Below are 23,911 nucleotides of genomic sequence, written 5' to 3'. Positions count from 1 at the left end.
AGATGCTCTGGCTTTTTAATTAGTCTTCCATTGTAGATAAGTCGCCAGTTGGTAATTTTAACTCCCAAGCTTTTAAAACACGGCGCATAATTTTACCGCTTCTCGTTTTTGGTAACTTATCTTTGAATTCAATCTCTCTTGGAGCTGCATGGGCAGCTAACCCTTTTTTCACGAATTGCTGAATATCTGCAATTAGTTCTTCCGAAGGTTCGTACCCTTCATTCAACGCGACAAACGCTTTTATAATTTCCCCTCGCACCGGATCTGGCTTGCCGATTACTCCCGCTTCTAAAATAGCAGGATGTTCGATCAGCTTACTCTCCACTTCAAATGGGCCTACTCGTTCACCAGAAGTCATGATTACATCATCTACACGTCCTTGGAACCAGAAATACCCTTCATCATCCATATAGGCAGAATCCCCAGAAAAATACCATTCATCATTCATAAAGCTAGACTCATATTTTTCTTTATTATTCCAAATTTGACGCATCATTGATGGCCAACCTTTTTTAATCGCTAAATTCCCCATCGTGTATGGTGGAACGACATTTCCTTGGTTATCAATAATAGCTGCTTCTAATCCAGGAAGTGGTTTTCCCATAGATCCTGGTTTAATCGGTAGACAACCAAAGTTACAAATCATTTGTGCCCCTGTTTCGGTCATCCACCAAGTATCATGAATGCGTAAATGGAACACCTGCATCCCCCATTTTACAACTTCAGGGTTTAAAGGTTCTCCAACAGATAAAATATGTCGAAGAGAAGATAAATCATGTTTCTCCACGATAGCATCTCCAGCTCCCATCAGCATTCGGAAAGCAGTTGGTGCACTATACCATACCGTTACATTGTATGCTTCAATGGCATTATACCAAGCATCTGGTGAAAAACGTCCACCAAGTACAAGGGACGTCGCTCCAGCTAGCCAAGGCCCGAATATCCCGTAAGAAGTACCCGTTACCCAGCCCGGGTCAGCTGTACACCAATATACATCTTCATCACGAATGTCCATAACCCATTTCATCGATTGATATTGTTGTACCATTGCATAATGTACATGCAAAATTCCTTTCGGTTTCCCTGTGGAACCTGAAGTATAATGTAAAATAAGTCCATCTTCTTTATCTACCCACTCAATATCAAAAGCTTCCGAAGCATTATGTAATGCTTTATTGAAGTCGATAAACTTTTCTGTTTGCTCTATGTTATCTCCAACTAAAAATACTGTCTCTAAATTTGGTAATTTATCTAATGGAACTCTTCCTAATAATTCTGGGGTTGTCACAATTGCTTTTGCTTCGCTATCCAACAATCGATCGTATACTGCACCTTCCATGAATGCCTCAAAAAGCGGTCCAACAATAACACCCATTTTCACAGCACCTAAAAGAGAGAAATATAATTCTGGAGATCTAGGCATAAAAATGAATAGACGATCCCCTTTTGTTAAGTTAGAATGCTCTTTGTATACGTTAGCAGCTTTGTTTGTCCAATGCTTCATATCAGCAAACGTATAAGATTCTTTTCTGTCTGCATCTTGATAATGAAGTGCTACTTTGTTTTGCTTATCGGATTCCGCGTGTCTATCAATTGCTTCAAATGCCATATTAACTTTTCCAGTTTCATGCCACGAAAAATTTTTCTCGGCATCTTCCCACTTAAATGTTCTTGCCATTTCTTCATAATCTTTTAACTGATAATCCCCTTGTACTACTGGTAACATCTCTACCACTTTCATTCTTTTCACCCTTTCTATAACTATACAAAAACTCTACACTTCTATTCTACAATACCCGTTCACATTTTTGCCAATCTTTTTATTTTTAAGAATCTTTTGTTTTACGCTTTAAACAACCATCTTCTTTTAAGTGAAATCATGTATAATAGTTTTAGATGCGGTTATTTTTATAGGTGGTGAACTTGTGATACACGAAAAAACGTATAATTCGTTGGAAATAGAAACAAAACACGGTGTAGTTATTGTAGAAGGACCAATTGCTTCAGAGGAAATAGCAAATTTAGCGTTTCATGAAGACTTAGTAGCTTTTCGGACACCTGCTCAGCAGCATAAAGCCATTATTGAAATCGCTAAATTGCCAGAAGGAAGAATTATTATAGTACGGGATCAACAGAACATTGTTGGCTATTGTACTTTTCTCTATCCAGATCCTTTAGAAAGATGGTCGCAAGGGAAGATGGAAAACTTAATAGAATTAGGGGCAATTGAAGTTATTCCAAAATTTCGTGGAACTGGTGTTGGCAAAACACTTTTACGTGTCTCGATGATGGATGATGCGATGGAAGATTATATAACGATTACAACAGAATATTATTGGCATTGGGATTTAAAAGGTACCGGTTTAAATGTTTGGGAGTACCGCAAAGTGATGGAAAAAATGATGCAAGCTGGCGGACTTGAATATTTTGCAACGGATGATCCCGAGATTAGTTCACATCCTGCCAACTGTTTAATGGCCAAAATTGGAAGTCGGATAAACAATGAATCTATTCAACAATTCGATCAGTTACGATTTATGAACCGGTTTATGTACTAGATAGAAAATCTATATTTTTCTTAAGGGGTGTATGTTAATGCTTGTAGAGGAAATTATGAATACTTCAGTACCGGCTTTAACACCAACGCATACGATAAATGATGCGTTACTGATATTAAAAGAAAAACGAATTCGCCATATTCCAATCATTAATGCGGACAAAGAAGTATTAGGTGTTGTTACGGATCGCGATTTAAAAGAAGCAACTCCATCCGCTTTATTGAACAGTAAAAATCCCGAAATATATGAGTTACCATTAGAAAAGATTATGACTAAAAATCCAATCGTAGGTCATCCATTAGATTTTTTAGAAGAAACCGCTACAATTTTTTATGATAATCGAATAGGATGCTTACCTATCGTGTCTCAAGGAAAACTAGTCGGGATGATTACAGAATCTGACTTATTGTATAAATTTATAGAGCTTACTGGCTCTCATCAACCAGGCTCCCAAATTGAAGTTCGCGTCCCAAATAAAACAGGTATATTATTTGAAGTTTCTAAAGTCTTTTATGAACAAAAAGTAAATGTATTGAGCGTACTCGTATATCCTGATAAAACGAATGCCGACTATAAAATCTTAGTTCTTCGTGTAAAAACAATGAATCCACTTAAATTAATCGAAGCAATACGAGCGGAAGGTTTCGAAGTACTATGGCCAAATCACCCGGGAATGATGTTATGAATAATAATGCCGTGTTTGTTTTTTCAGAAGATCAGTTAGACTATAAATTTTCAGATACGCACCCGTTCAACCAAAAGCGCCTAACTTTAACGGTCGATTTATTAAAAGAAATGAATGCCTTATCACCATCGGATATCGTCATACCTCGTGTTGCAACAGATGAAGAATTAAGTTTAGTACATGATCCCCAGTATATTGAAATTGTCAAAAAAGCGAGCTTGGAAACAACTGAAACATCCAAATATGAAAGCTATGGAATCGGTACGGAAGATACCCCCATTTTCCCTCATATGCACGAAGCGAGCGCGAGTCTTGTTGGAGCTACGTTAACGGCCGTAGATTATGTGATGGAAGGGAAATCATTACATGCACTTAACTTAGGTGGAGGTCTCCACCATGGTTTTAAAGGACGAGCCTCAGGATTTTGTATATATAATGATAGTTCCGTAGCTATTAAATATATGCAGCAAAAATATAATGCACGTGTTCTCTATATCGATACAGATGCACATCATGGGGATGGCGTACAATGGAGCTTTTACGATGAGCCAAATGTATGTACGGTCTCGATACATGAAACCGGCAGATATTTATTTCCTGGAACCGGTAATATTACAGAACGAGGAACTGGAGAAGGTTATGGTACTTCTTTTAACTTCCCAATTGACGCTTTTACCGAAGACGAATCTTTTTTAGAAATTTATCGCACAGCGCTTCGGGAAATTGTAGAATCTTTCAAACCTGATGTTATTTTAAGCCAAAATGGTGCGGATGCCCATTATTTTGATCCATTAACCCATTTATACGGAACGATGAATATTTACCGAGAAATCCCTAAACTAGCGCATGAACTTGCACATCAGTATTGTGGTGGAAAATGGATTGCTGTTGGTGGAGGAGGCTACGACATTTGGCGGGTGGTACCACGAGCATGGTCACTGCTTTGGATGGAAATGAATGATGTGAAAACACCAGCAGGTAACTTACCAAAAGCATGGCTCGAGCGCTGGTCCAAAGAATCGCCAGTTCCCTTCATTCCAACATGGATGGATCCAAGTCCATTATACGAACCAATTCCTCGCAAAGCGGAAATAACGGAGAAAAATAAACAAATGCTTGATAAAGCACTTTATGCCCTTCGTAAGCAACAATCATACAAAAATCACCAGTAACCCATTGGCTACTGGTGATTTTTTATTTGACGGAGTCTCTTTCCTCAATTCGATAAGGTAAAACGACAATTTGTTCGTCAATTTTTTCTTTGTTCATAAATTTTGTTAATAAACGCATTGAAACAGCTCCGATATCGTATAAAGGTAAAACGACACTTGTTAGCTGCGGACGTACCATTCTTGCTAATTTAGAGTTTTCAAAGCTAATGACTTCAATATCATTTGGGACATTCAATCCGCTATCTTGAACTCCGTGAATCAATCCGATAGCAATCTCGTCATTGCCTACAAAAAATGCCGTAGGTGGATTTGAAAGTTTGCATAACTCTTCCCATGCAGCATGTCCGTCATCATATGTGTTATCCACACCAACAATCAAATCATCATCGATTTCAATGTTTGCCTCTTTTAATGCTTTTTCATAACCAGATCGCTTATATATCCGGTCAATGGTCGATTCCATATTTCCCGAAACAAAAGCAATACGTGTATGTCCATTTCGGATTAACCGATTTACAGCGTCTACTGCAGCTTCATGATATTCGATATTAACAGAAGGAAACGATTCGGTTGTTTCTACTGTACCGGCTAACACAATCGGAACGCTTGATCTTTCCATTTCAGTTAGCATATCCTTTGTTACTTCATCACTCATCATCACAATGCCATCCACTTGTTTACTAAATAAGGTAGACAGTAGTTGCACTTCTTTATCAGCTTGTTGGTCAGAATTCGTTAAAATAATATTATAACGATACATTGTCGCAATATCTTCTATGCCTCGTACTAGTTCCGCATAAAACACATTAGAAATATCTGGTATAATAACTCCTACAGTTTTTGTTTTCTTACTAGCAAGTCCTCTTGCAACTGCATTTGGTCGATAGTCCAATCGTTCAATAACGGCCAACACTTTTTGACGAGTTGCTGGCTTGACGTTTTGGTTTCCATTAACTACACGTGAAACAGTTGCCATCGACACATTTGCTTCTCTTGCCACATCATAAATGGTAATAGTCAACGCATATCACTCCTTCACATTTATTGTTATTTATATTATATATAAATAATACTTGATATACTCTATAACTTTCAATTAAATAGTAAAACCGACTCTATAGCAAGAGTCGGTTTTGTGAATATTTATTACTTATGCATGCACTTCATGTGTTTTCATGAAGTTTTGTAATGAATTATAGAACTCGTCAAATTGTTGTAAATTCATTTGTTGTGCTGCATCCGATAACGCAACTGCTGGGTCTGGATGAACTTCTGCCATTACTCCATCCGCTCCAATTGCGATAGCAGCCTTAGCTGCTGGTAAAAGAATATCACGACGTCCAGTTGAATGTGTAACGTCTACAAATACTGGCAAATGCGTTTCTTGTTTTAGAATTGGTACTGCTGAAATATCTAATGTGTTTCGCGTAGCACGTTCGTATGTGCGAATACCGCGTTCACATAAAATAATTTGGTCATTTCCTTGAGACATAATATATTCTGCAGCATGGATGAATTCATCTAGTGTAGCCGCTATACCTCGTTTTAATAATACTGGTTTATTAATAGAACCTACTGCTTTTAATAATTCGAAGTTTTGCATATTACGAGCACCAACTTGCACGACATCTACATAGTCAAGTGCTTCGTCTAAATGGCTAGGTGTCACAATTTCAGAAACAACCGCTAAACCGAATTCTTGCGAAATTTGTTTTAGGATTTTTAAACCATCTAAGCCAAGACCTTGGAAATCATAAGGTGATGTACGTGGCTTATATGCTCCTCCACGGATTAATTTTAAGCCTTTTCCTTGGATTGCAGCAGCTACTTCTGCTACTTGCGTGTAAGATTCTACAGCACATGGTCCAAATACGAAAGAAGGAGTTCCTGTACCGATTTTTTCACCGTTTATTTCCACAACTGTATCTTCTGATTTCTTTTTACGGGATACTAATAGTGCTTTCTTTTGGTCATCCACTTGTAATTCTAAAGCCGTTTTAAATATTTCTTTAAAAATATGCTCCACTGTAGATTGTGGAAGTGGACCATTATTATTTTCTTTTAAGTGATCTAACATATGTCTTTCACGAAGAGGATCATATCTATTTACACCTTGCTTTTCTTTCACTCTTCCTATTTCTTTTACAACACCAGCTCTTTCATTGATTAACTGTAAAATTTCTACGTTAATCTCATCTACACGACTACGTAAAGCTTCTAAATCGACATGACTCATAGATATTTCTCCTCTCTTCTTTCCAGCGACACTTTATATCGACTGAAAATTATGATACATTTTTAAGTATAAGTCATATTATAATCAATGTATGTGAAAATGTCACGCATTTTATTTTAGCGATTCAACTCGCTAAAGTAATTGGATAAAAAAGGACGTGGGAAATTGGCAGCTAAGTTATTTGCATTAGATATTGGAACAAGATCTGTAGTAGGAATTATATTAGAAGAGCGCGATGAAAATTTTCATGTTGTTGATATATTAGTTGAAGAACATAAAGAACGAGCAATGGTCGACGGACAAATACATAACGTGCTGAAAGTGTCTGAAGTGATCCAATCGATAAAAAAACAACTAGAGGAAAAACATGGGCCACTTGAAAAAGTTAGTGTAGCTGCTGCAGGACGAGCGTTAAAAACAGAACAAGCAGAGATTAAAATGGATATTAAAAATAGACCTATTTTTTCAGAAGATGATGTAAGTCGACTAGAGCTTACTGCTGTACAACAGGCACAAAACAATTTAGTTCAAAATGATTCTGAAAAAGAATCTAGTCATTATTATTGTGTTGGTTATAGCGTTTTATACTACCGATTAGATGGGGAAGAAATTGGTAGCTTGGTAGATCAACAAGGACAAGAGGCATCTATCGAAGTAATCGCAACTTTTTTGCCAAGAGTAGTTGTTGAATCATTACTTTCCGCTTTAAAAAGAGCCAACTTAGAAATGGAAGCTTTAACATTAGAGCCGATCGCAGCGATTAATGTATTAATCCCTCCTACAATGCGACGTCTAAATGTGGCACTTGTAGACATTGGTGCTGGAACTTCCGATATTGCTATTACGGATTATGGTACAGTTGTTGCATATGGTATGGTGCCAAATGCAGGAGATGAAATTACGGAAGCATTGAGTGATTATTACTTGCTCGATTTCCCACTTGCAGAAGATGCAAAAAGAGCGATTAATACAAATGAATTTATCTCGATACAAGATATTTTAGGATTCGAGCAAAACATTCCAAAAGAAGAAATGATTGCCGCAATCAGGCCGGCAACGTTGGAACTAGCAACATCCATCTCAAATGAAATTCTTAGGTTGAATAATAATCGACCAACAAAAGCCGTCATGCTCGTTGGCGGTGGAAGCTTAACCCCAACGCTAACGACGATTTTAGCAGAAAAACTAAATTTACCGGCGAATCGAGTGGCAGTCCGAGGAATTGACGCAATCCAAAACTTAACAAAAGAAGCACATATTCCTGTATCTCCAGAACTGGTTACACCGATTGGAATTGCCATTGCGGCAAAACGTGCACCTATACAATATATGTCCGTAGAGGTAAATAGCCAAGTCGTTCGCCTATTTGAACTAAAAGAAATGACTGTAGGGGATGCACTGCTTGCAGCAAATATTCCTACTCGAAAGCTATTTGGCAAGCCAGGAGCAGCACTTTCAGTGGAAGTTAATGGACAAACAATACATATCCCAGGAGAACACGGCAAACCAGCTGAAATTATGTTAAATGGACAGAAAACAACTACAAAAGCAACGATTAAAAACAAAGATATTATTGAACTACTAGAAGGAGAAAATGGAAAAGAGGGCTCCGCTTCTTTGCGAGATCTAATTGATGATGCTTCTGTCAAAATGATTACTTTTCAAGGTGTTTTCTATACAGTCGAACCGACCGTTCAAGTTAATGGTGTGACGATTGCACTTGATACCCCATTAAAAGAAAGAGACAAAATTACGGTTGATACACCCCAAACTGTGGAACAAGTATTACATGCCATTGGAAAAGAACACTATATAGCACAGTTGAATCCATATTCGATCACGATAGACGATAAAAATCATTATATGCCGGCTTTATCGTCGAAAATATTGTTAAATGGAAATAACGTAAAGCTCTCCTACCCAGTTCAAGACAATGATATTTTAGAGATAAGCAGCATGAGCCCTCCAACTCTACAACAACTTGCAGATCAATTGGAGAAAAAATTGCTAGAGCGCATCATTCTTACTTTCCAAGGGAAACCAATAGAGCTTATGAGGGAATGTGCTGTTGTTTTAAACGGAGAAAGAGAGTTATCCCCTTCGGATCAAATTCCAAGTGGAACAATTCTGCAATGGAAACAGGTAAATCATAGTCCATGGATTTTCCAAGATGTTTTCCGATTTACAGATTGGAATATGCCAGAAGGCGCCGGTTCTTTTCAAATCATTCGAAATGGACACCCTTCTCGATTTGACGAAGAAATCTTCGGTGGCGACCAATTAGAAATCATATTTAAATAAGAAAACACGAAACGGCTCTAATTTATCAAATAGGACCCATGAATAGAGTAACGCACATATTAGAGATAATGTGTCGTAAAGCCCTATTAGGTGGCCGCTAAGATTTTCGCTGCAATCGTACGCTTTCCGCCGGGTAAGCGATGAGCCATCCCCGCCGCTTAGGCGTACGTTGGGATGTCTCATTTTGCTCACTTATCCGGCTGGAGTCGACGCTTGCAGCGAAAATCAATGGAAATTACTTGCTTATTCAATATTTGCTTGTAAATAACAAAGCTTACTACATTTTATGGGCCTATTTTATCCAGTAAATGGCTTAGAGCAACCAACCATTCATGGAAAGCAATCAAATCATCACGAGAGCAATCAAATAGACGATGAAAGCAACTAAATTCTTAAATCAGCTCTTTACTTAGATTGAGACAACGATGATTTTACATATTATAGAAGTAATGTGCCTAACATCCCGCCCAACTCGCCTAGCCGTCATCTGCTCTAATGGTTTGTCGTGTTCAGCTGCCATGTTTTCTCTTACGGGTGTACATTGTAATGTTCGGAGTTGTGATTGTCACGCACACTGTGGAAATGGGCTCGTTCAACCATTTATTGTTAATACGAGACCACGATAAGTAAGTTTTTACCATTGATTTTCGCTGCAGGGCGACGACTCCGAAGGGATCAAGTGAGTAAGATGAGACTTCACAACGTACGCGCGTAGGCGCGGCGGTGAAGGCTCATCACTCGCCCCACGGAAAGCGTCCGTCCTGCAGCGAAAATCACAGCGGCCGCTAAGACACATTATCCCTATATTACGTACAAGATAAAAATTGCCATACCATTAAGTTACTTGAAAAAAGTTATCCATATATCTAAATTTTTGTAGTTTCCCAAGCAATAAGAAAACACGAAACGGCTCAATACCGTTTCGTGTTTTCTTATTTATTCGAGTCATTAGTACCTACTACCGCTTCTTTAATTGCTTCTGCAACCGCAGTAGTATCTTCTTGCTCTGCTGCTACCTCTTCTGTTGTATGTGAAATAGTTTCCATAAAATCCATTGGTTCTTCGCCTTCATATGAAGCAGTACCATCGTCTAAGGGAGAAGTTGGTTTCCCTTTAATTGACTTCACTTTGTCTACTAATTGACCTGATTGCTCTTGTAATTGCTTCGATATTTGGGTTGTTTTTTCCTTTGCGGTCGAAGAAAAATCCATTGTTTTTTCTTTTAATTGACCAGCTTGAGTAGTCAGATTTCCTCGAAGCTCTGAACCTGTTTTAGGTGCTAGTAATAATGCAGTAGCAGCACCGATAATCCCACCGATGAATACTCCAAGCATAAAATCTTTCCCGCTTACTTCTTCCTCACGGTATACATTATCTCTCGGTTCATTGTAATAAGGAACTGGTGGATAACTTGGGGCAGCTTGTCTATCGTAAGATGCTTGGTTTGCATAGTATTCATGATTATAGGTTGCTTCATTATAATTTGGCTTTTTTGGTTCGTAATTGCTCATTTAAATTCCTCCAATTATAGGTTTGTTTTTTTATTTTGTTCGTAAGAGTAATAACCCGCTTCTTCTAATGCTTTTTTCTCTTTCCATTTATCTCGGATGCCTAACACTACATTACTCCACTGGACAACTTGCGCTATTTTCTCTTCATTATTTGAAACGGTAGATGTCACAGAAGATGTTAGACGCTGTATCGAATGGTTAAAGCCATTGACAGAAGTTCCGACATTTTTTACAGCATCGACGACAGTATTTAGTTTTTCCGATTTTTCTTGTATATCTTCTGCCAATTCATTTGTTTTATGAAGAAGTTCTGCGGTTTCTTTTGTTACATTTTGTAGATTTGTATCAAGTCCTTCTAATGTGCCAGCAACATGGTTTAAAGTCTTTTTAACTGAAAACAATGTGACAGCCAGACTTATACAAAGTACTAAAAATGCAACTGCAGCTATAATAGCAGCTATGTATAAAAGATTTTCCATTTTGTATTCTCCCCTTATCTTCGTTATCTTATAACATTTTTACCCTAAAAGAATAAAATTAAACTTCTATCTCTATTACTATACTACGTTTCTTTCAAATATCCTTTAAAAAAATGCTTAATCACAGAAGGATTAAGCATTTTTTTCATTTATTTAATTTTTCTTCAAAAGCTTTTTGATATTTCTGTACATCTCCAGCTCCCATGAATAAATAAAGCGCTTCTTCATAGACAAGCAATTGATCTACTGTATTTTCCGCTAATATATGACTGTTTTCGATTAAATCAGCAAGTGTTTGAACGGATAATTCTCCAGCATTTTCTCTTGCCGAACCAAATATATCACATAAATAGACTTGATCTGCCAAACTTAAGCTTTCACTAAATTCCCGCAAAAACGTTTTCGTTCTTGTAAATGTATGTGGTTGAAATATCGCTACAATTTTTCGAGTTGGATATTTTTGCTTTGCGGATTGAATTGTCGCTTTAATCTCTGTTGGATGATGCGCATAGTCATCAATAATAATACGATCCCCAATAACAGTCTCTGTAAAGCGTCTTTTCACACCTTCAAACGTTTCTAATCCTTTTTGGATAATATCCGCTGGAACTTCTTCATAATGGCATAAAGAGATCACAGCAAGCGAATTTAAAACAGCATGATCGCCAAACAATGGAATTGTAAAACGCTCATAAAACTCATTTCGTACAAACACATCAAAAGAAGTACCTTCCGTTGTTTTCTCTATATTTCGGGCTGCGAAATCATTATGCTCTCCAAAACCATAGTAGACAACTGGGACAGGTGCTTTAATCTTTTGTAAATAGACATCATCACCACAAGCAATAATCCCTTTTTTCACCTGCATCGCCATTGATTGAAATGCTTGGAATACATCCTCAATATCCTGGAAATAATCTGGATGATCAAAATCAATATTTGTCATGATTGCATAATCCGGACTATACGCTAGAAAATGTCTACGATACTCACATGCTTCAAATACAAAATTAGTCGCATCTTTTTCCCCTTTTCCAGTGCCATCACCGATTAAAAAAGAAGTAGGCGAATAACCGCTCAATACATGAGATAACAAGCCGGTAGTAGACGTTTTACCATGTGCTCCAGTTACTGCGATAGAAGTAAACTGACTCATATAGTCGCCTAAAAAATTATGATAACGAATAACTTCCAATCCTAATTCCTTTGCTCTGACAAGTTCAGGATGACTATCAGGAAAAGCATTTCCTGCAATAATCGTCATGCCCTCCTCAATATTTGCTTCATCAAATAACAGCACATTTATATTTCTTTCATGTAAAGGTTTTTCTGTAAAGAAATACTTTTCAATATCAGAACCTTGTACTTCGTTTCCTACATCATGTAGTATTTGTGCCAAAGGGCTCATTCCAGACCCTTTGATACCTGTAAAATGATACTTTGTCATACGTTGTAAACCTCCTGGGGCTATCCCCGCTTAAATACATTATTCAATCTATGTTTTTTGCTATTCTCTTAGACGTACTCTCAATTATATCATTTTTTCATCTATACTTTTAATAAATAAAATTAACTAAATATTTGTTCCAAGCTATCGTTAGTTAGTAATACATCTCTTGCTTTACTACCTTTTTGTTCTGTAATATAACCATTCTCATACATAGCATCGATTAGCCTTGCAGCACGATTATAGCCGATGTGGAATTTACGCTGCAATAAAGAAGTAGATGCGGATCCTTGATCTACTATAAAACGACATGCTTCTTCAAATAACTCATCCTGTTCGGAAGTTTCTGCACGTTGTAGCAATTCCCCTTGTTCGAATATATACTCGGGAACACCTTGACTTCTCGCATACTCAATAACCGCTTCGATTTCATCATCCGTTACAAAGGTACCTTGTATACGTACGGGACTAGACATGCCATTCCCTTGATATAGCATATCTCCTTTTCCTAGTAATCGTTCTGCCCCTTGTTGATCTAGTATGGTACGTGAATCGATTTGAGAAGAAACAGAAAATGCGATACGCGTAGGGATATTTGCTTTAATAAGCCCTGTAATAACATCTACAGACGGACGTTGCGTAGCTAAAACTAAATGAATACCACACGCTCTCGCTTTTTGAGCAATACGACAAATAGCGTCTTCCACTTCTACTGGAGCCATCATCATTAAATCGGCCAATTCATCAATGACAATAACGAGATATGGTAATTTCTGTGCAAATTGTCGCTTTTCAGTAGCTAGTGTATTGTATCGATTAATGTCGCGCACACCAATATGTGCAAATAGTTGATAACGACGTTCCATTTCCTCTACAGCCCATTTGAGTGCTGCAGTTGCAGCTTTAACATCTGTAATAACAGGGCTTACTAAATGCGGTACATGATTAAACGGAGCAAGTTCTACCATTTTAGGATCGATTAATAGTAATTTTACTTCTTCTGGAGTCGCTTTATACAGCAAACTCACTAGTAATGAATTAATAAATACTGATTTACCAGATCCCGTTGCTCCTGCAATTAAACCATGCGGCATTTTTCGTAAATCTAAAGTCACAGGTTTTCCAGTAAGGTCAAGTCCTAGCGCTGCTTCAAGTGGTGATTCCGACTGCGTAAATACTTCTGTATCAAGCACTTCCGATAAACGAACCGCTCGTGAAGTTCTGTTAGGAATTTCAATACCAATCGATCTTTTCCCTGGAATTGGTGCTTGAATACGAATATCTTTTGCAGCAAGCGCTAATTTTAAATCATCTGCTAAATTACGAATTTTACTTACTTTCGTTCCGTGACCTACCGTCAGTTCGAATTGAGTGACAGCTGGACCTTGAACCATTTGAACAATTTCACCTGTTACTTGAAAATGAGATAATGCCTCTACTAATGTATATGCCTGTTCTTCCATCCATTCTTTGTCCTCATCTTTCATTTCTGGAGGAAGTAAATAGCTGAATGATGGTGCCGTGTAATTGGATGGAACAAATTCTTGTTCCAGTTGTTCTTCTTTTTCATTTTGTATTTCTTCAGGTGTTTCGACTTTTTCTACAGGCTTTTGCATCACAGGTTCTTGTATATTATTTATATTTAGTTTATTCAACTTTTGCTTATCTGATTTCAGCATTAGGACATTAAACGGGCGAATATTTTCTTTTTGTACTTCCAGATTTTCCTCTTCTACTTGTTCCAATACAGGTTCTTGCTCCTCCACAACTGTTGCAGCTGTTTCTTCATTTGGAGTTACAGGGATTGGAGTCACAGCAATTGGAGCTTCTGCTATGGCTGGTTCTTCAATGTTCTCCTGCTTTGTTAACTTTGTTTTTTCTATATTATTTTTATCCGATTTCAACATTAGTACATTAAACGGACGAATATTTTCTTTTCGTGCTTCCGGAATTTCTTCTTGTACATTTAACTTTTCTTCGAGCACTTCGAGAATTTCTTCCGGTGCCTCTAACTTTTCTTCAGGTACTTCCAGAATTTCTTCTGTTACCTCTAACTTTTCTTCAGGTACTTCCAGAACTTCTTCCGGTGCCTCTAACTTTTCTTCAGGTACTTCCAGAATTTCTTCCGGTGCCCCTAACTTTTCTTCAAGTATTTCTGACTTTTCCTCTTGGACTTCCGGTTTTTCTTCTTGGACTTCTAACTCTTCTTCAGGTATTTCTGGTTTTTCCTCTTGGACTTCTGACTTTTCTACTTGGACTACATCTAGTGTAGGTACAGAAACCTCGTTCTCCTTATACAACGGTGTAATTCCTTCTTTTGCTATCCGTTCGGAAATGGAAGTGAATGACATTTCCTCTGTGATAGGTTCTGCTATTTTCATTTCTTTTTCAAGCTTGTCTTCAAATGGTGCTTGCGTTTCTCTATTTCTTGAAAAGCCGTAAATCGGTGATGGTACTTCGGTTGGTGTAAATGCACTCTTTTTACTTACAGAAGTTGTAATCCCGTTCGTCTCATTTTTTTCTAGCTGTTGATTTAATTTCTGTTGTTTCCTTTGTTGCCATGTCGCTTGAATTGTATTAGTTGATGTTTGATCAACAGGTAGTCTTTCAACAGAATTTGAGTTTTCTCTACCTTTTGAAAAACCAAATACAGGTGAAGGCACTTCAGTTGGTGTAAATGCTCGCTTTTTTCTAACGATTGTAGGCGTATCCGTATCATCCACGGTTGTTTTTTCTGATCTATGAATAATAGTTGGTTGCTTCCGTTGTTGCCATTTGTCTTGCGTGTACAATGGCTTGTATAATTGCTCTTCTTTTAATGTTTTTTCTGTGTAAGGTTCATGTATGAAGTTGTCTTCATTTGGTTGCTCGTAAACCGTTTCCTTTTTTTCTTCATCTGATATTAATGGAAAGCGAAATGGGGTCCTTGATCGCGTAGTCGAAACTGTTTTCTCTTCTACTTCGATTTCTTCTCGATATTCTTCTTCATTTAATCCAAATAGTTTTTTAAACCAATTCAATTTCATCACTCTTTCTACTAGATACCTTTTATTTTACCAATAAAAATAGTATAAGTCCCCTTATATAATAAAAAAGCACACCATATTGGCATGCTTTTTTGTATTTTGATATAAATTAGCTAATTACAGATAATAAAGACATGTCTTATGATACAAAGTGAAACTTCCATAAGTGGGGGCTTTCTTCATCCCCACTTATGGTTAGTTGAACCAGTCGGGGATTTACAAGCTGTTTATCCCCACTCAGTTCCAACGATTTTCTCTCACAAAATTTGAGGTGGGGATATTACAGCCTGTTAAACCGGGACAAAGGCTGTTCCTATTTCAGCATTTTCATCTAGAACTAATATACCTTTTACTTCAGGAGCGTTTGGTAATGCTAATTCTCTCGCGGAACATAACATCCCACTAGACGCAACTCCGCGTAGTTCTGCATCTTTAATAACCATACCAGAAGGCATAACTGCTCCCACTTTTGCAACAACTACTTTTTGACCTGCATCCACATTAGGAGCACCACATACGATTTGTAAAGTTGTTTCTCCAACATTTACTTGGCAAACTTTTAATTTATCTGCATTTGGGTGTTGCTCTAATGATTCTACATGACCAACAACAAATTTAGGTGATAAATCTACTTCTAATTGGAAGTCTGCACCGTTTGTATTTAAAGCTTGTTGCACTTTTTCAACGAACTCTTCAGTTAGCTCAACATTGCCTTTAGTTTCGATTTTACCGTATTTACTAAAGTTAAAAACATTGATCGCTAATACTTGGTTAGATTGCGCATCTTTTACAAGCGTTACGTCACCTTTTGTTTCCGTCACAACTTTTTCTACTTTTTCAGGTGTTAATTGTACTAATAGTACATCCCCTACGCCAATTTCATTGTAAAAAATATTCATTTGTCTTCGTTCTCCTTCGTTACTCGATTTTTTGCCATGATAAAGATCGGCTCTAAATCGCCATTTTCATATATAAAAGATAATGAAGTAATTGGTACAGTTCCAACTGTGAAGAAGTGCATCGTCATTTGAGCTAAAACATCGTATCCAGTTTCATTTCTTATATCACCAATTATCATAACATCTTGATGGGGTACAGAAACAGTCATATCTCCAACAATTATTTTTTTCATGTCACGAAGTAGCGATTCATTTAACATACGGCTAGCATCATAACCATCGTTATTATTGAAGAAATAAAATGTATTGCCGGAAACTTGATCCTTTTTGTAATTTGTATCTAAATTTCTAACTTGGAATAGCGCTCTTTCACGAATTTCTGTTTCTCTTATATTCCAGGAAGCAAGCATTTTTTCATCGAGTAGACGATAGGTGCTTCCTAAATCTAATGCATAGTAAATACGTGTTTCTGCAGTATGGTCTTTTGTAATAAATTTATTGCCTTCATTTGACTTTAAAGGGAAGGAAGTAGAACGGATAACTGGATAAACAGAAGATGCCGGATCGATTCCCCCCTCCATTTCCTTTTCCATCGCTTGAAATGTTTGATGAATGGTATACACCACTTCTTCGATCGCTTTATCTTTTTTCGTTTCGTATTTGGCCAAAATAGGAGGGATGGAAATATCCATTCCTTTTCCGATTTTTTTATGGTTTAAACGAAGCTTATTCGTTTCTCGATTATAATCATACGTATATATTTCTTCCGATAGTTTTGTCTTTAAAACTCTTATCAGTTCTAATGCTTTCACTTTATATCTTTCCTTTCATGTCGATCAATTACGCTAAAGTACTAATATGGACTAAAAAAGTGAAACGGTCCACTATTAGTGAACCGTTTGAATATGTTACATCGTTTGTAGAAATGATTCGATTTCTTCTTTTGTTTTGCGGTCCTTACTAACAAAGCGGCCTTTTTCCACACCATTTTCGAAAACGATAAAACTAGGAATGCCAAACACATCTAATTCGCCACATAAATCGATAAATTCGTCTCGATTTACAGACACAAATGTAAAGTTTGAAAACTTGTTTTCTACTTCTTCCATAAATGGATCGATGAAATGGCAGTCTGGACACCAATCCGCTGTAAATTTGAAAACTACCTTTTGATCTTGCTTTAACTGTTGGAATTGTTCTACAGAAGTTAAATTTTGCATGTAAATCCTCCTTTAATTGATCGTGATGGATCTCACAATGGTCATCATTTTATCTAAATTTCCTGCAATATTTTGTTGTTTGGAAATCGTTGAGAGCTTTATGCCACCAATACTAGTAATGAGTTCGTATTTTTCTTCACTATTTTCAAGTATTGCCACAAAGCCAAATCGACCATTTTGTTCAAAAGTCTTTTCTTCCACTATATTCAAATTAGTATCAGCCATCATCAAATCATAATATAGTCGACTACTTGGCAATTCGTTGGGATTAAGAAATAATATATAAGAATCTTTCCCTTTTGAAAGAATAATATTTGTTTGATCTAGCTCATCTTCTATGGAAAAACCACTAGGGATAAATAATTTCATATTATTAACTTTTTCATTCGGTTTTTCTGCATCACCTTGAAAAACTAACTTTGCATTTTCTATACCATCTTCCACTTCTTCTTCTATGGAAGAGCATCCAACTAATAAAATGACAGCTAGTGACGCGAAAAAAACTCGCATCCAATTTCGAGTCATTCACTTTCCCCCATTCAAAGCATAACTGCTATATATTTTAACGATGATTTGTAACACATGCAACTACAACAACTTCTTGGAAAGTTCATATTGACCTATCAAAAGAGACATAATATGTTCGAACATCATACTTCTCGTTATAAGCCCGTCCGTAAATACACCAATTGCACCTTCTGCGTGGCGAATCCCTTTCCTATTTGTATAGACGTCCATTACTGGACCAAGTTCCGCACCAGCTCGTAACTTTTCAGCAATCTCGTCTGGCAAAGGAATACCTGCTCCCATTGCAGTAAATACTTCCCCGCTATTTGTCACGAGAGCCCCCCAATTACACATATAGAGGGCACCGTCAATTTCCTGTACGCCTCCTTCTAGTCCAATTCCAAACAAGGTATCTCCTTGCCCTATTAGCTGTTTTGCTCGATTTATCGCCCCTTGTCTCGTTTCTTCATTGCTCAATGGTTGTGCGGATACGAAGGAATCCACTTCCTTGTTTACGAAACTAGCGTCTGGATAATACGGACGACAGATTGTTTCCACAGCTTTTGTTTTTGCCTTATTAGTAGTTCCTATGATTATTTGCATCATTTTATTCTCCTTTTCCGAAAAAAAGATGCCTCGAGGGCATCTTTTTTATACGTTTGCTTTGATCGTTTCTAATGTAGTACGGTCACATGCTTTTACTAGTTTTACTATTAATTCTTTAGCTGCTGCATAATCATCTGTATGGATAATAGATGAAGATGTATGAATATAGCGTGAGCATATACCGATTACAGCACTCGGAATACCTTCATTAGATGTATGCACTCGCCCTGCATCCGTTCCACCTTGAGAGATGAAGTATTGGTATGGAATATTATGTGTTTCCGCTGTATCTAATACGAATTCTCTCATGCCACGATGAGTTACCATTGTGCGATCGAAAATGCGTAATAATGTTCCTTTTCCAAGTTGACCGAATTCATTTTTATTGCCAGATGCATCATTTGCAGGGCTTGCATCTAGTGCGAAAAATAAATCAGGTTTAATCATATTTGCCGAAGCCTGTGCGCCGCGCAAGCCAACTTCTTCCATTACATTTGCACCTGAGTAGAGCATGTTTGGTAATTGTTCGTTTTGTACTTCTTTTAACAGTTCGATTGAAAGTCCACAGCCATAGCGGTTATCCCAAGCTTTTGCCATAATCTTTTTATCGTTTGCCATTGGTGTGAATGGACAAACAGGAACGATTTGATCTCCTGGTTTTATCCCCATGCGTGCGACATCTTCTTTATCATCTGCTCCGACATCGATCAGCATATTTTTAATATCCATTGGTTTATTGCGCATCTCATCACTAAGTAGATGAGGAGGAATGGAACCAATTACACCTGGAATTGTTTTTTCTTTCGTTACAACATCTACACGTTGTGCAAGTAGAACTTGATTCCACCAGCCTCCTAGAGGTTGAAAACGAATCATTCCATTGTCTGTAATACCGGATACCATGAAACCAACTTCATCCATATGACCAGCAACTAATATTTTTGGTCCATTAGCATCCCCTTTTTTCAAACCGAAAATGCCACCTAAATTATCTTGCACAATTTCATCCGAATATTTTGATAGTTCACTACGCATAAATGCACGAACTGCATGTTCATTGCCAGGTGCTCCTGGTAACTCTGTTAATGTTTTAAATAGTGAGCGCGTTTCTTCATTCATGTAAAAAAGCCTCCTAAAGCTATGTAAAAACTTATTTTTAAAAAGATCTCACTTTCATTGTAATAAAAGATGCATTACTTTACTACAATTAACTTCGTATATCGAAAAATTTAAACAAAACGAGATGTATGATACACTGAAAAAAAGAACTGAGGAGGAATACGATGAAATTAAAAGATTATATGATGGGTCTAGGAACTGGAATTGCTATTGGAATTATCGCAAGTCAAGCCGCCAACAAAGTAAACTTAAATCGATCTGCTGAGCTCGTTCTAAAAGATATTAAAACAGCTTTTAAAGAAGAAGGGCCAATTGATGGATCATGGATTTTAATGAATCCTGAGCCTTTTAACAAAGAAGCCATTCATACAAATGTATATAAAGGTGGCATTTCCCGGATGAAAGATGGGGAGCTTGAGCAATTTGAATTCGCAGCAGATGCCAAAACTGGCACGGTTGTCGATTTGGTGAGAATGTAATACTAACGAAGAGTAAATAGGATGGAAAGCCAAGTTTGAAGTAACACACCTACTTCTTTCTTGGCTTTTTAAAGATGGAATTCATATTTTTCCTTACAATACAGTCAAAACATTTTACGCGTTAAGTTAATAAATTCCTCTAAAGGTGGTGTCATCCTTTTATCCTTATGCCACGCAATTTGCGTATAGAGTGGTGATGAGGAAGCATTCCACGGTAATACCTCCATTCGCCCTTCTTCTATATCTTTTTTTACAACCATTTCAGGCAGTAATGCTACACCCAATCCTGCAATTACACATTGTTTGATAGCCTCAATACTAGCAAATTCTATTTTATCTAATGGATATACCCCCAGAGAGTTTAGAGATTCTTCCAACATATTTCTGTACGAACAACCGACTTCTGTAAGTAATAAAGTTTCCTGCTTCAAGTTATCTATGGAAAACGCCGAGGTAAGCTTGGTGGATGTAGTAACTAGTTTTAACTCTTCTTTGATGAGTTGCTCTACTATTAACGCTCCTTCTGGCTTTCTTTTATCCATAATAAAAGCAACATCTAACACTCCATCCATTAGTTGCTTACGTGCCATTTCGTCAGAATGTGCAGGTTTAAATACTAGTTTAACTTTTGGAAATGCCTCCTTGAACTCTTTCAGAATGGGTGGTAATCGATACGTGCACTGACTTTCCTGAGCCCCTATTGTAAGAGTCCCTGATAGCTCCTCTTCTCCATTTGCAGCTGTAATTGCTTCTTCACTTAAATTAATCATTTTTTCAGCATATGTTTTAAATTGATTTCCGGCATCTGTTAAAATTATTCTTTTTCCTAAACGCTCAAATAATGGCTTGCCAATTTCCTCCTCAAGCGCCTTAATTTGAGCAGTTACACTTGATTGTGCAAAATTCAAGATTTTCGCTGTTTGGGTAAAGTTAAGATTTTCTGCAGCTATTTTAAAAGTAATGAGTTGTTTGATTTCCACTTTACTCTCCTATTGATCGGAATTTCCGATTGATTCAATCAAAATAATCCGTTTTATTGTTTTTGAGTTTCATTATAAAATAACAATGATTAAATAACAAATTAATTAAAAAATGGAGGTATTATGGATGAGCATTGCAGTGATTTACGGTGGAAACCGCCCAGACGGGAATACGGAGATGTTAACAAAGTTAGCTACTCAAGGGGTAGTGGTGGAAGAAATATATCTGAAGGATTATTTAATAGAACCTATAATAGATAAACGGCATGCAGAAGAAGGATTTCCCGAAGTGAATGATGACTACAACTCCATCATCGATCAAATTCTTCCGCATGATTTGCTTATTTTCTCTACACCGATTTATTGGTATAGCATGACGGGAATAATGAAGAACTTTATTGATCGTTGGTCCCAGACTTTAAAAGACAAAAAGTATCCCGATTTTAAAAAACAAATGGCTCAAAAAAGAGCATATGTCATAGCTGTCGGCGGAGATGATCCATACATGAAAGGATTACCAATGATTCAGCAGTTTCAACATATTTTTGGCTTTATGGGAACGACTTTTGAAGGATATATTATTGGAGAAGGCAACAGACCAGGGGATATTAAGCAAGATTTACAAGCACTATCCGCAGCAGAACAGCTTAGAGAAAAGTTGAATAATGATTTAAGTTAAGGCGGATAATTTGTCTTAACAAAGTTACCGCCATATGATATTCCTAAATTATGTAATCCTAGAATAATGATATCCAAATAATGGATACCATGTAATGACATTTGAATAACTATTGAAAACAACCAAGTCCTAATAAAACAAGTTTACTTGGATTGAGACCGTGCTGATTTCGACACATTATAGGGATAAAGCGTCGTAAAGCCCTATTAGGTGGCCGCTAAGATTTTCGTTGCAATCCTACGCTTTCCGCCGGGTAAGCGATGAGCCATCCCCGCCGCTTATGGCGTACGCCTGAGATGGCTCATTTTGCTCAGGCAAAGGAACAAAGGCTAAGAACGCCACATCGTGTGGCAACGCCTTCGTAACAAACATCCTGTTGGCCTCGGCTGGAGTCGACGCTTGCTTCGAAAATCAATGAAAATCACTTGCTTATTCCATATTTGTGTATTAATAATAAAGCTTACTACATTTTATGGGCCTATTTTATCCAGTAAATGGCTTAGAGCAACCAACCATTCATGGAAAGCAACCAATTCCAGTCTGAAAGCAATCAAATCATCACGAGAGCAATCAAATAGCCGATGAAAGCAACTAAATTCTTAAATCAGCTCTTTACTTAGGGTGAGACGACTATAATTTCTATATATTATTGGAACAATACGTTATAAAGCCATCTGAGCACGCAAGCTAGTATCGGATAGACTGGGGTTGTCGTGTTCAGCTGCCATGTTTTCTCTTTCGAGGTGTACATTGTAATGTTCGGAGTTGTGATTGTCACGCACACTGTGAAAAAGGACTCGTTCAACCATTTATTGTTAATACGAGACCAAGATAAGTAAGTTTTTACCATTGATTTTCGCTGCAGGTCGGCGACTCCGAAGGGATCAAGTGAGTAAGATGAGACTTCACAACGTACGCGCGTAGGCGCGGCGGTGAAGGCTCATCACTCACCCCACGGAAAGCGTCCGTCCTGCTGCGAAAATCACAGCGGTCGCTACGACGCAGTACCTCTATGTCACGTACAATCCCCAAAATGTATAACTTATGTTATTTGAAAAGTGATATCCAAACTAAATTTAGTTATCTATGCAACAAAAAACAGCTTATGATTAGGCAATCCATAAGCTGTTTTCCATATTTCATTTATATGACATTCGTTCTCTCTACTTTATCTAATATTTCTTTTCCATCTTCTGACCATTTCACTAATCGGTAAAAGGCATCATGGTAGAAACTAAACCAATAATTCGATTGCAATGCTTCGTTTACCCACTTCTCTTTCGCAAAAATAGAAGTCATAGGATAGTCATCATAAGCCAATACCCATAGTGGATTTTGATGTGCATGTGTTGGCATTAGATCAGCCATATGAATAATCGTCTCATCGTTTTGCTTAAACAAAACAATACTATGTCCATCACTATGTCCACCAGTATGAATCATTTCAATTCCTTCAACTACTTCAATCGAATCCGCAAAGGTAACCACTTGCTCTACAATTGGCTCCCAATTTTCTTTCCAATATGTATTTTGTGAACGGATATTTGGGTTTTTCATTTCATTCCATTCGACATCTGATACATAAATTTTAGCCTTTGGAAAACTAGAGACAAGCTTGCCATCTACCCATTTCGTTAAACCACAAGCATGATCAAAATGTAAATGTGTCATGATTACGATATCAATTTCTTCCGGTAGTATACCAAGTTGTGCTAAATTGTCTTCTACTTGAGATTGGTCGGAAATTCCGTAGTTTCGTAGTTGCTTGTCCGTAAACTTTCCGTATCCGATTCCAGCCTCTAGTAAAATATTTTGCCCTTTGTGCTGGATGAACAATGGATCGGATGATAATTCGATTTGATTTTTTTCGTTGACCGGATATTTCTTTTCCCATAAGGGTTTTGGTACGACTCCAAACATGGCACCCCCGTCCATATGTGTTGTCCCACCTTTTAGCCAAGTTAATGACATATCGTGAAATCGAAACGTATCCATTCTCCTAGTCCC

The 23,911-nt window shown here is 37.3% G+C and carries 21 protein-coding genes; 6 read left to right on the top strand and 15 right to left on the bottom strand.

Going from position 1 to position 23,911, the window contains the following annotated elements; translation table 11 throughout:
* Window positions 1–19: 19 nt before the first annotated feature.
* Window positions 20–1,741 carry an acetate--CoA ligase gene (gene acsA / locus ACIQ38_RS06650; protein ID WP_402819886.1) on the bottom strand — a complete coding sequence of 574 codons (1,722 nt, stop codon included), beginning with the start codon at window positions 1,739–1,741 and terminating at the stop codon, window positions 20–22.
* A 184-nt stretch (window positions 1,742–1,925) separates the two neighbouring features.
* Here acsA and ACIQ38_RS06645 point away from each other — a divergent pair, with 184 nt between their 5' ends.
* Genes ACIQ38_RS06645 through ACIQ38_RS06635 form a run of 3 tightly spaced genes read left to right on the top strand, consistent with a single transcriptional unit; the run spans window position 1,926 to window position 4,415 of the window.
* On the top strand, window positions 1,926–2,558 hold the full coding sequence (locus ACIQ38_RS06645; RefSeq protein WP_402819883.1) for a GNAT family N-acetyltransferase: 633 nt from the start codon (window positions 1,926–1,928) through the stop codon (window positions 2,556–2,558).
* A 37-nt stretch (window positions 2,559–2,595) separates the two neighbouring features.
* On the top strand, window positions 2,596–3,243 hold the full coding sequence (locus ACIQ38_RS06640) for an acetoin utilization AcuB family protein (RefSeq protein ID WP_402819880.1): 648 nt from the start codon (window positions 2,596–2,598) through the stop codon (window positions 3,241–3,243).
* Complete coding sequence (locus ACIQ38_RS06635; protein ID WP_402819877.1) at window positions 3,213–4,415, top strand: acetoin utilization protein AcuC; 1,203 nt, start codon at window positions 3,213–3,215, stop codon at window positions 4,413–4,415. Before ACIQ38_RS06640 ends, ACIQ38_RS06635 begins: the two co-directional genes overlap by 31 nt.
* Window positions 4,416–4,437: 22 nt before the next feature.
* On the opposite strand, the gene ccpA is transcribed toward ACIQ38_RS06635, so the two are convergent.
* Both ccpA and ACIQ38_RS06625 read right to left on the bottom strand, forming a co-directional pair.
* Window positions 4,438–5,436: a catabolite control protein A gene (ccpA, locus tag ACIQ38_RS06630; protein WP_402819874.1), complete on the bottom strand. Its 999-nt coding sequence runs from the start codon at window positions 5,434–5,436 to the stop codon at window positions 4,438–4,440.
* Between the two features lie 129 nt (window positions 5,437–5,565).
* Window positions 5,566–6,651, bottom strand: a complete 1,086-nt coding sequence (locus ACIQ38_RS06625) for a bifunctional 3-deoxy-7-phosphoheptulonate synthase/chorismate mutase (protein WP_402819871.1) — start codon at window positions 6,649–6,651, stop codon at window positions 5,566–5,568.
* A gap of 165 nt (window positions 6,652–6,816) precedes the next feature.
* On the opposite strand from ACIQ38_RS06625, the gene ACIQ38_RS06620 reads away from it, so the two are divergent.
* Window positions 6,817–8,952 carry a cell division protein FtsA gene (locus ACIQ38_RS06620; RefSeq protein ID WP_402819868.1) on the top strand — a complete coding sequence of 712 codons (2,136 nt, stop codon included), beginning with the start codon at window positions 6,817–6,819 and terminating at the stop codon, window positions 8,950–8,952.
* A 932-nt stretch (window positions 8,953–9,884) separates the two neighbouring features.
* Here the strand turns inward: ACIQ38_RS06620 and ACIQ38_RS06615 are convergent.
* The 10 genes from ACIQ38_RS06615 to ACIQ38_RS06570 form a co-directional block, all read right to left on the bottom strand.
* A complete protein-coding gene (locus ACIQ38_RS06615; RefSeq protein ID WP_402819865.1) occupies window positions 9,885–10,463 on the bottom strand; it encodes a YtxH domain-containing protein in 579 nt (192 codons plus the stop codon).
* Between the two features lie 14 nt (window positions 10,464–10,477).
* Window positions 10,478–10,942, bottom strand: a complete 465-nt coding sequence (locus ACIQ38_RS06610; protein WP_402819862.1) for a DUF948 domain-containing protein — start codon at window positions 10,940–10,942, stop codon at window positions 10,478–10,480.
* Window positions 10,943–11,087: 145 nt separating this feature from the next.
* A complete protein-coding gene (gene murC / locus ACIQ38_RS06605; protein ID WP_402819859.1) occupies window positions 11,088–12,389 on the bottom strand; it encodes a UDP-N-acetylmuramate--L-alanine ligase in 1,302 nt (433 codons plus the stop codon).
* A 122-nt stretch (window positions 12,390–12,511) separates the two neighbouring features.
* On the bottom strand, window positions 12,512–14,740 hold the full coding sequence (locus ACIQ38_RS06600) for a DNA translocase FtsK (protein ID WP_483880207.1): 2,229 nt from the start codon (window positions 14,738–14,740) through the stop codon (window positions 12,512–12,514).
* 965 nt (window positions 14,741–15,705) lie between these two features.
* Window positions 15,706–16,314, bottom strand: coding sequence for a YtpR family tRNA-binding protein (gene ytpR / locus ACIQ38_RS06595; RefSeq protein WP_402819853.1), 609 nt, complete (start codon window positions 16,312–16,314; stop codon window positions 15,706–15,708).
* Window positions 16,311–17,126, bottom strand: coding sequence for a DUF1444 family protein (locus ACIQ38_RS06590; RefSeq protein ID WP_402819850.1), 816 nt, complete (start codon window positions 17,124–17,126; stop codon window positions 16,311–16,313). Before ACIQ38_RS06590 ends, ytpR begins: the two co-directional genes overlap by 4 nt.
* A 96-nt stretch (window positions 17,127–17,222) precedes the next feature.
* Window positions 17,223–17,534, bottom strand: a complete 312-nt coding sequence (locus ACIQ38_RS06585; protein ID WP_402819847.1) for a thioredoxin family protein — start codon at window positions 17,532–17,534, stop codon at window positions 17,223–17,225.
* A gap of 12 nt (window positions 17,535–17,546) precedes the next feature.
* On the bottom strand, window positions 17,547–18,059 hold the full coding sequence (locus tag ACIQ38_RS06580) for a hypothetical protein (RefSeq protein ID WP_402819844.1): 513 nt from the start codon (window positions 18,057–18,059) through the stop codon (window positions 17,547–17,549).
* 63 nt (window positions 18,060–18,122) lie between these two features.
* Window positions 18,123–18,644: a DUF84 family protein gene (locus tag ACIQ38_RS06575; protein ID WP_402819841.1), complete on the bottom strand. Its 522-nt coding sequence runs from the start codon at window positions 18,642–18,644 to the stop codon at window positions 18,123–18,125.
* Window positions 18,645–18,692: 48 nt separating this feature from the next.
* The gene (locus ACIQ38_RS06570) at window positions 18,693–19,766 is read right to left on the bottom strand and encodes a M42 family metallopeptidase (RefSeq protein WP_402819838.1); all 1,074 of its coding nucleotides are present in this window, start codon (window positions 19,764–19,766) and stop codon (window positions 18,693–18,695) included.
* Window positions 19,767–19,930: 164 nt separating this feature from the next.
* On the opposite strand from ACIQ38_RS06570, the gene ACIQ38_RS06565 reads away from it, so the two are divergent.
* A complete protein-coding gene (locus tag ACIQ38_RS06565; protein ID WP_402819835.1) occupies window positions 19,931–20,245 on the top strand; it encodes a hypothetical protein in 315 nt (104 codons plus the stop codon).
* 104 nt (window positions 20,246–20,349) lie between these two features.
* On the opposite strand, the gene ACIQ38_RS06560 is transcribed toward ACIQ38_RS06565, so the two are convergent.
* On the bottom strand, window positions 20,350–21,225 hold the full coding sequence (locus ACIQ38_RS06560; RefSeq protein WP_402819832.1) for a LysR family transcriptional regulator: 876 nt from the start codon (window positions 21,223–21,225) through the stop codon (window positions 20,350–20,352).
* Window positions 21,226–21,352: 127 nt separating this feature from the next.
* On the opposite strand from ACIQ38_RS06560, the gene ACIQ38_RS06555 reads away from it, so the two are divergent.
* Complete coding sequence (locus ACIQ38_RS06555; protein ID WP_402819829.1) at window positions 21,353–21,904, top strand: flavodoxin family protein; 552 nt, start codon at window positions 21,353–21,355, stop codon at window positions 21,902–21,904.
* 1,143 nt (window positions 21,905–23,047) lie between these two features.
* Here the strand turns inward: ACIQ38_RS06555 and ACIQ38_RS06550 are convergent.
* Entirely contained in the window at window positions 23,048–23,899 is an 852-nt protein-coding gene (locus ACIQ38_RS06550) for a YtnP family quorum-quenching lactonase (RefSeq protein ID WP_402819826.1), read from the bottom strand.
* Between the last annotated feature and the right edge of the window lie 12 nt (window positions 23,900–23,911).

It is taken from the genome of Psychrobacillus sp. NPDC096389 (genome assembly GCF_044762855.1).
Lineage (GTDB): Bacteria > Bacillota > Bacilli > Bacillales_A > Planococcaceae > Psychrobacillus.
This window is presented reverse-complemented; position numbering and strand designations above follow the sequence as displayed.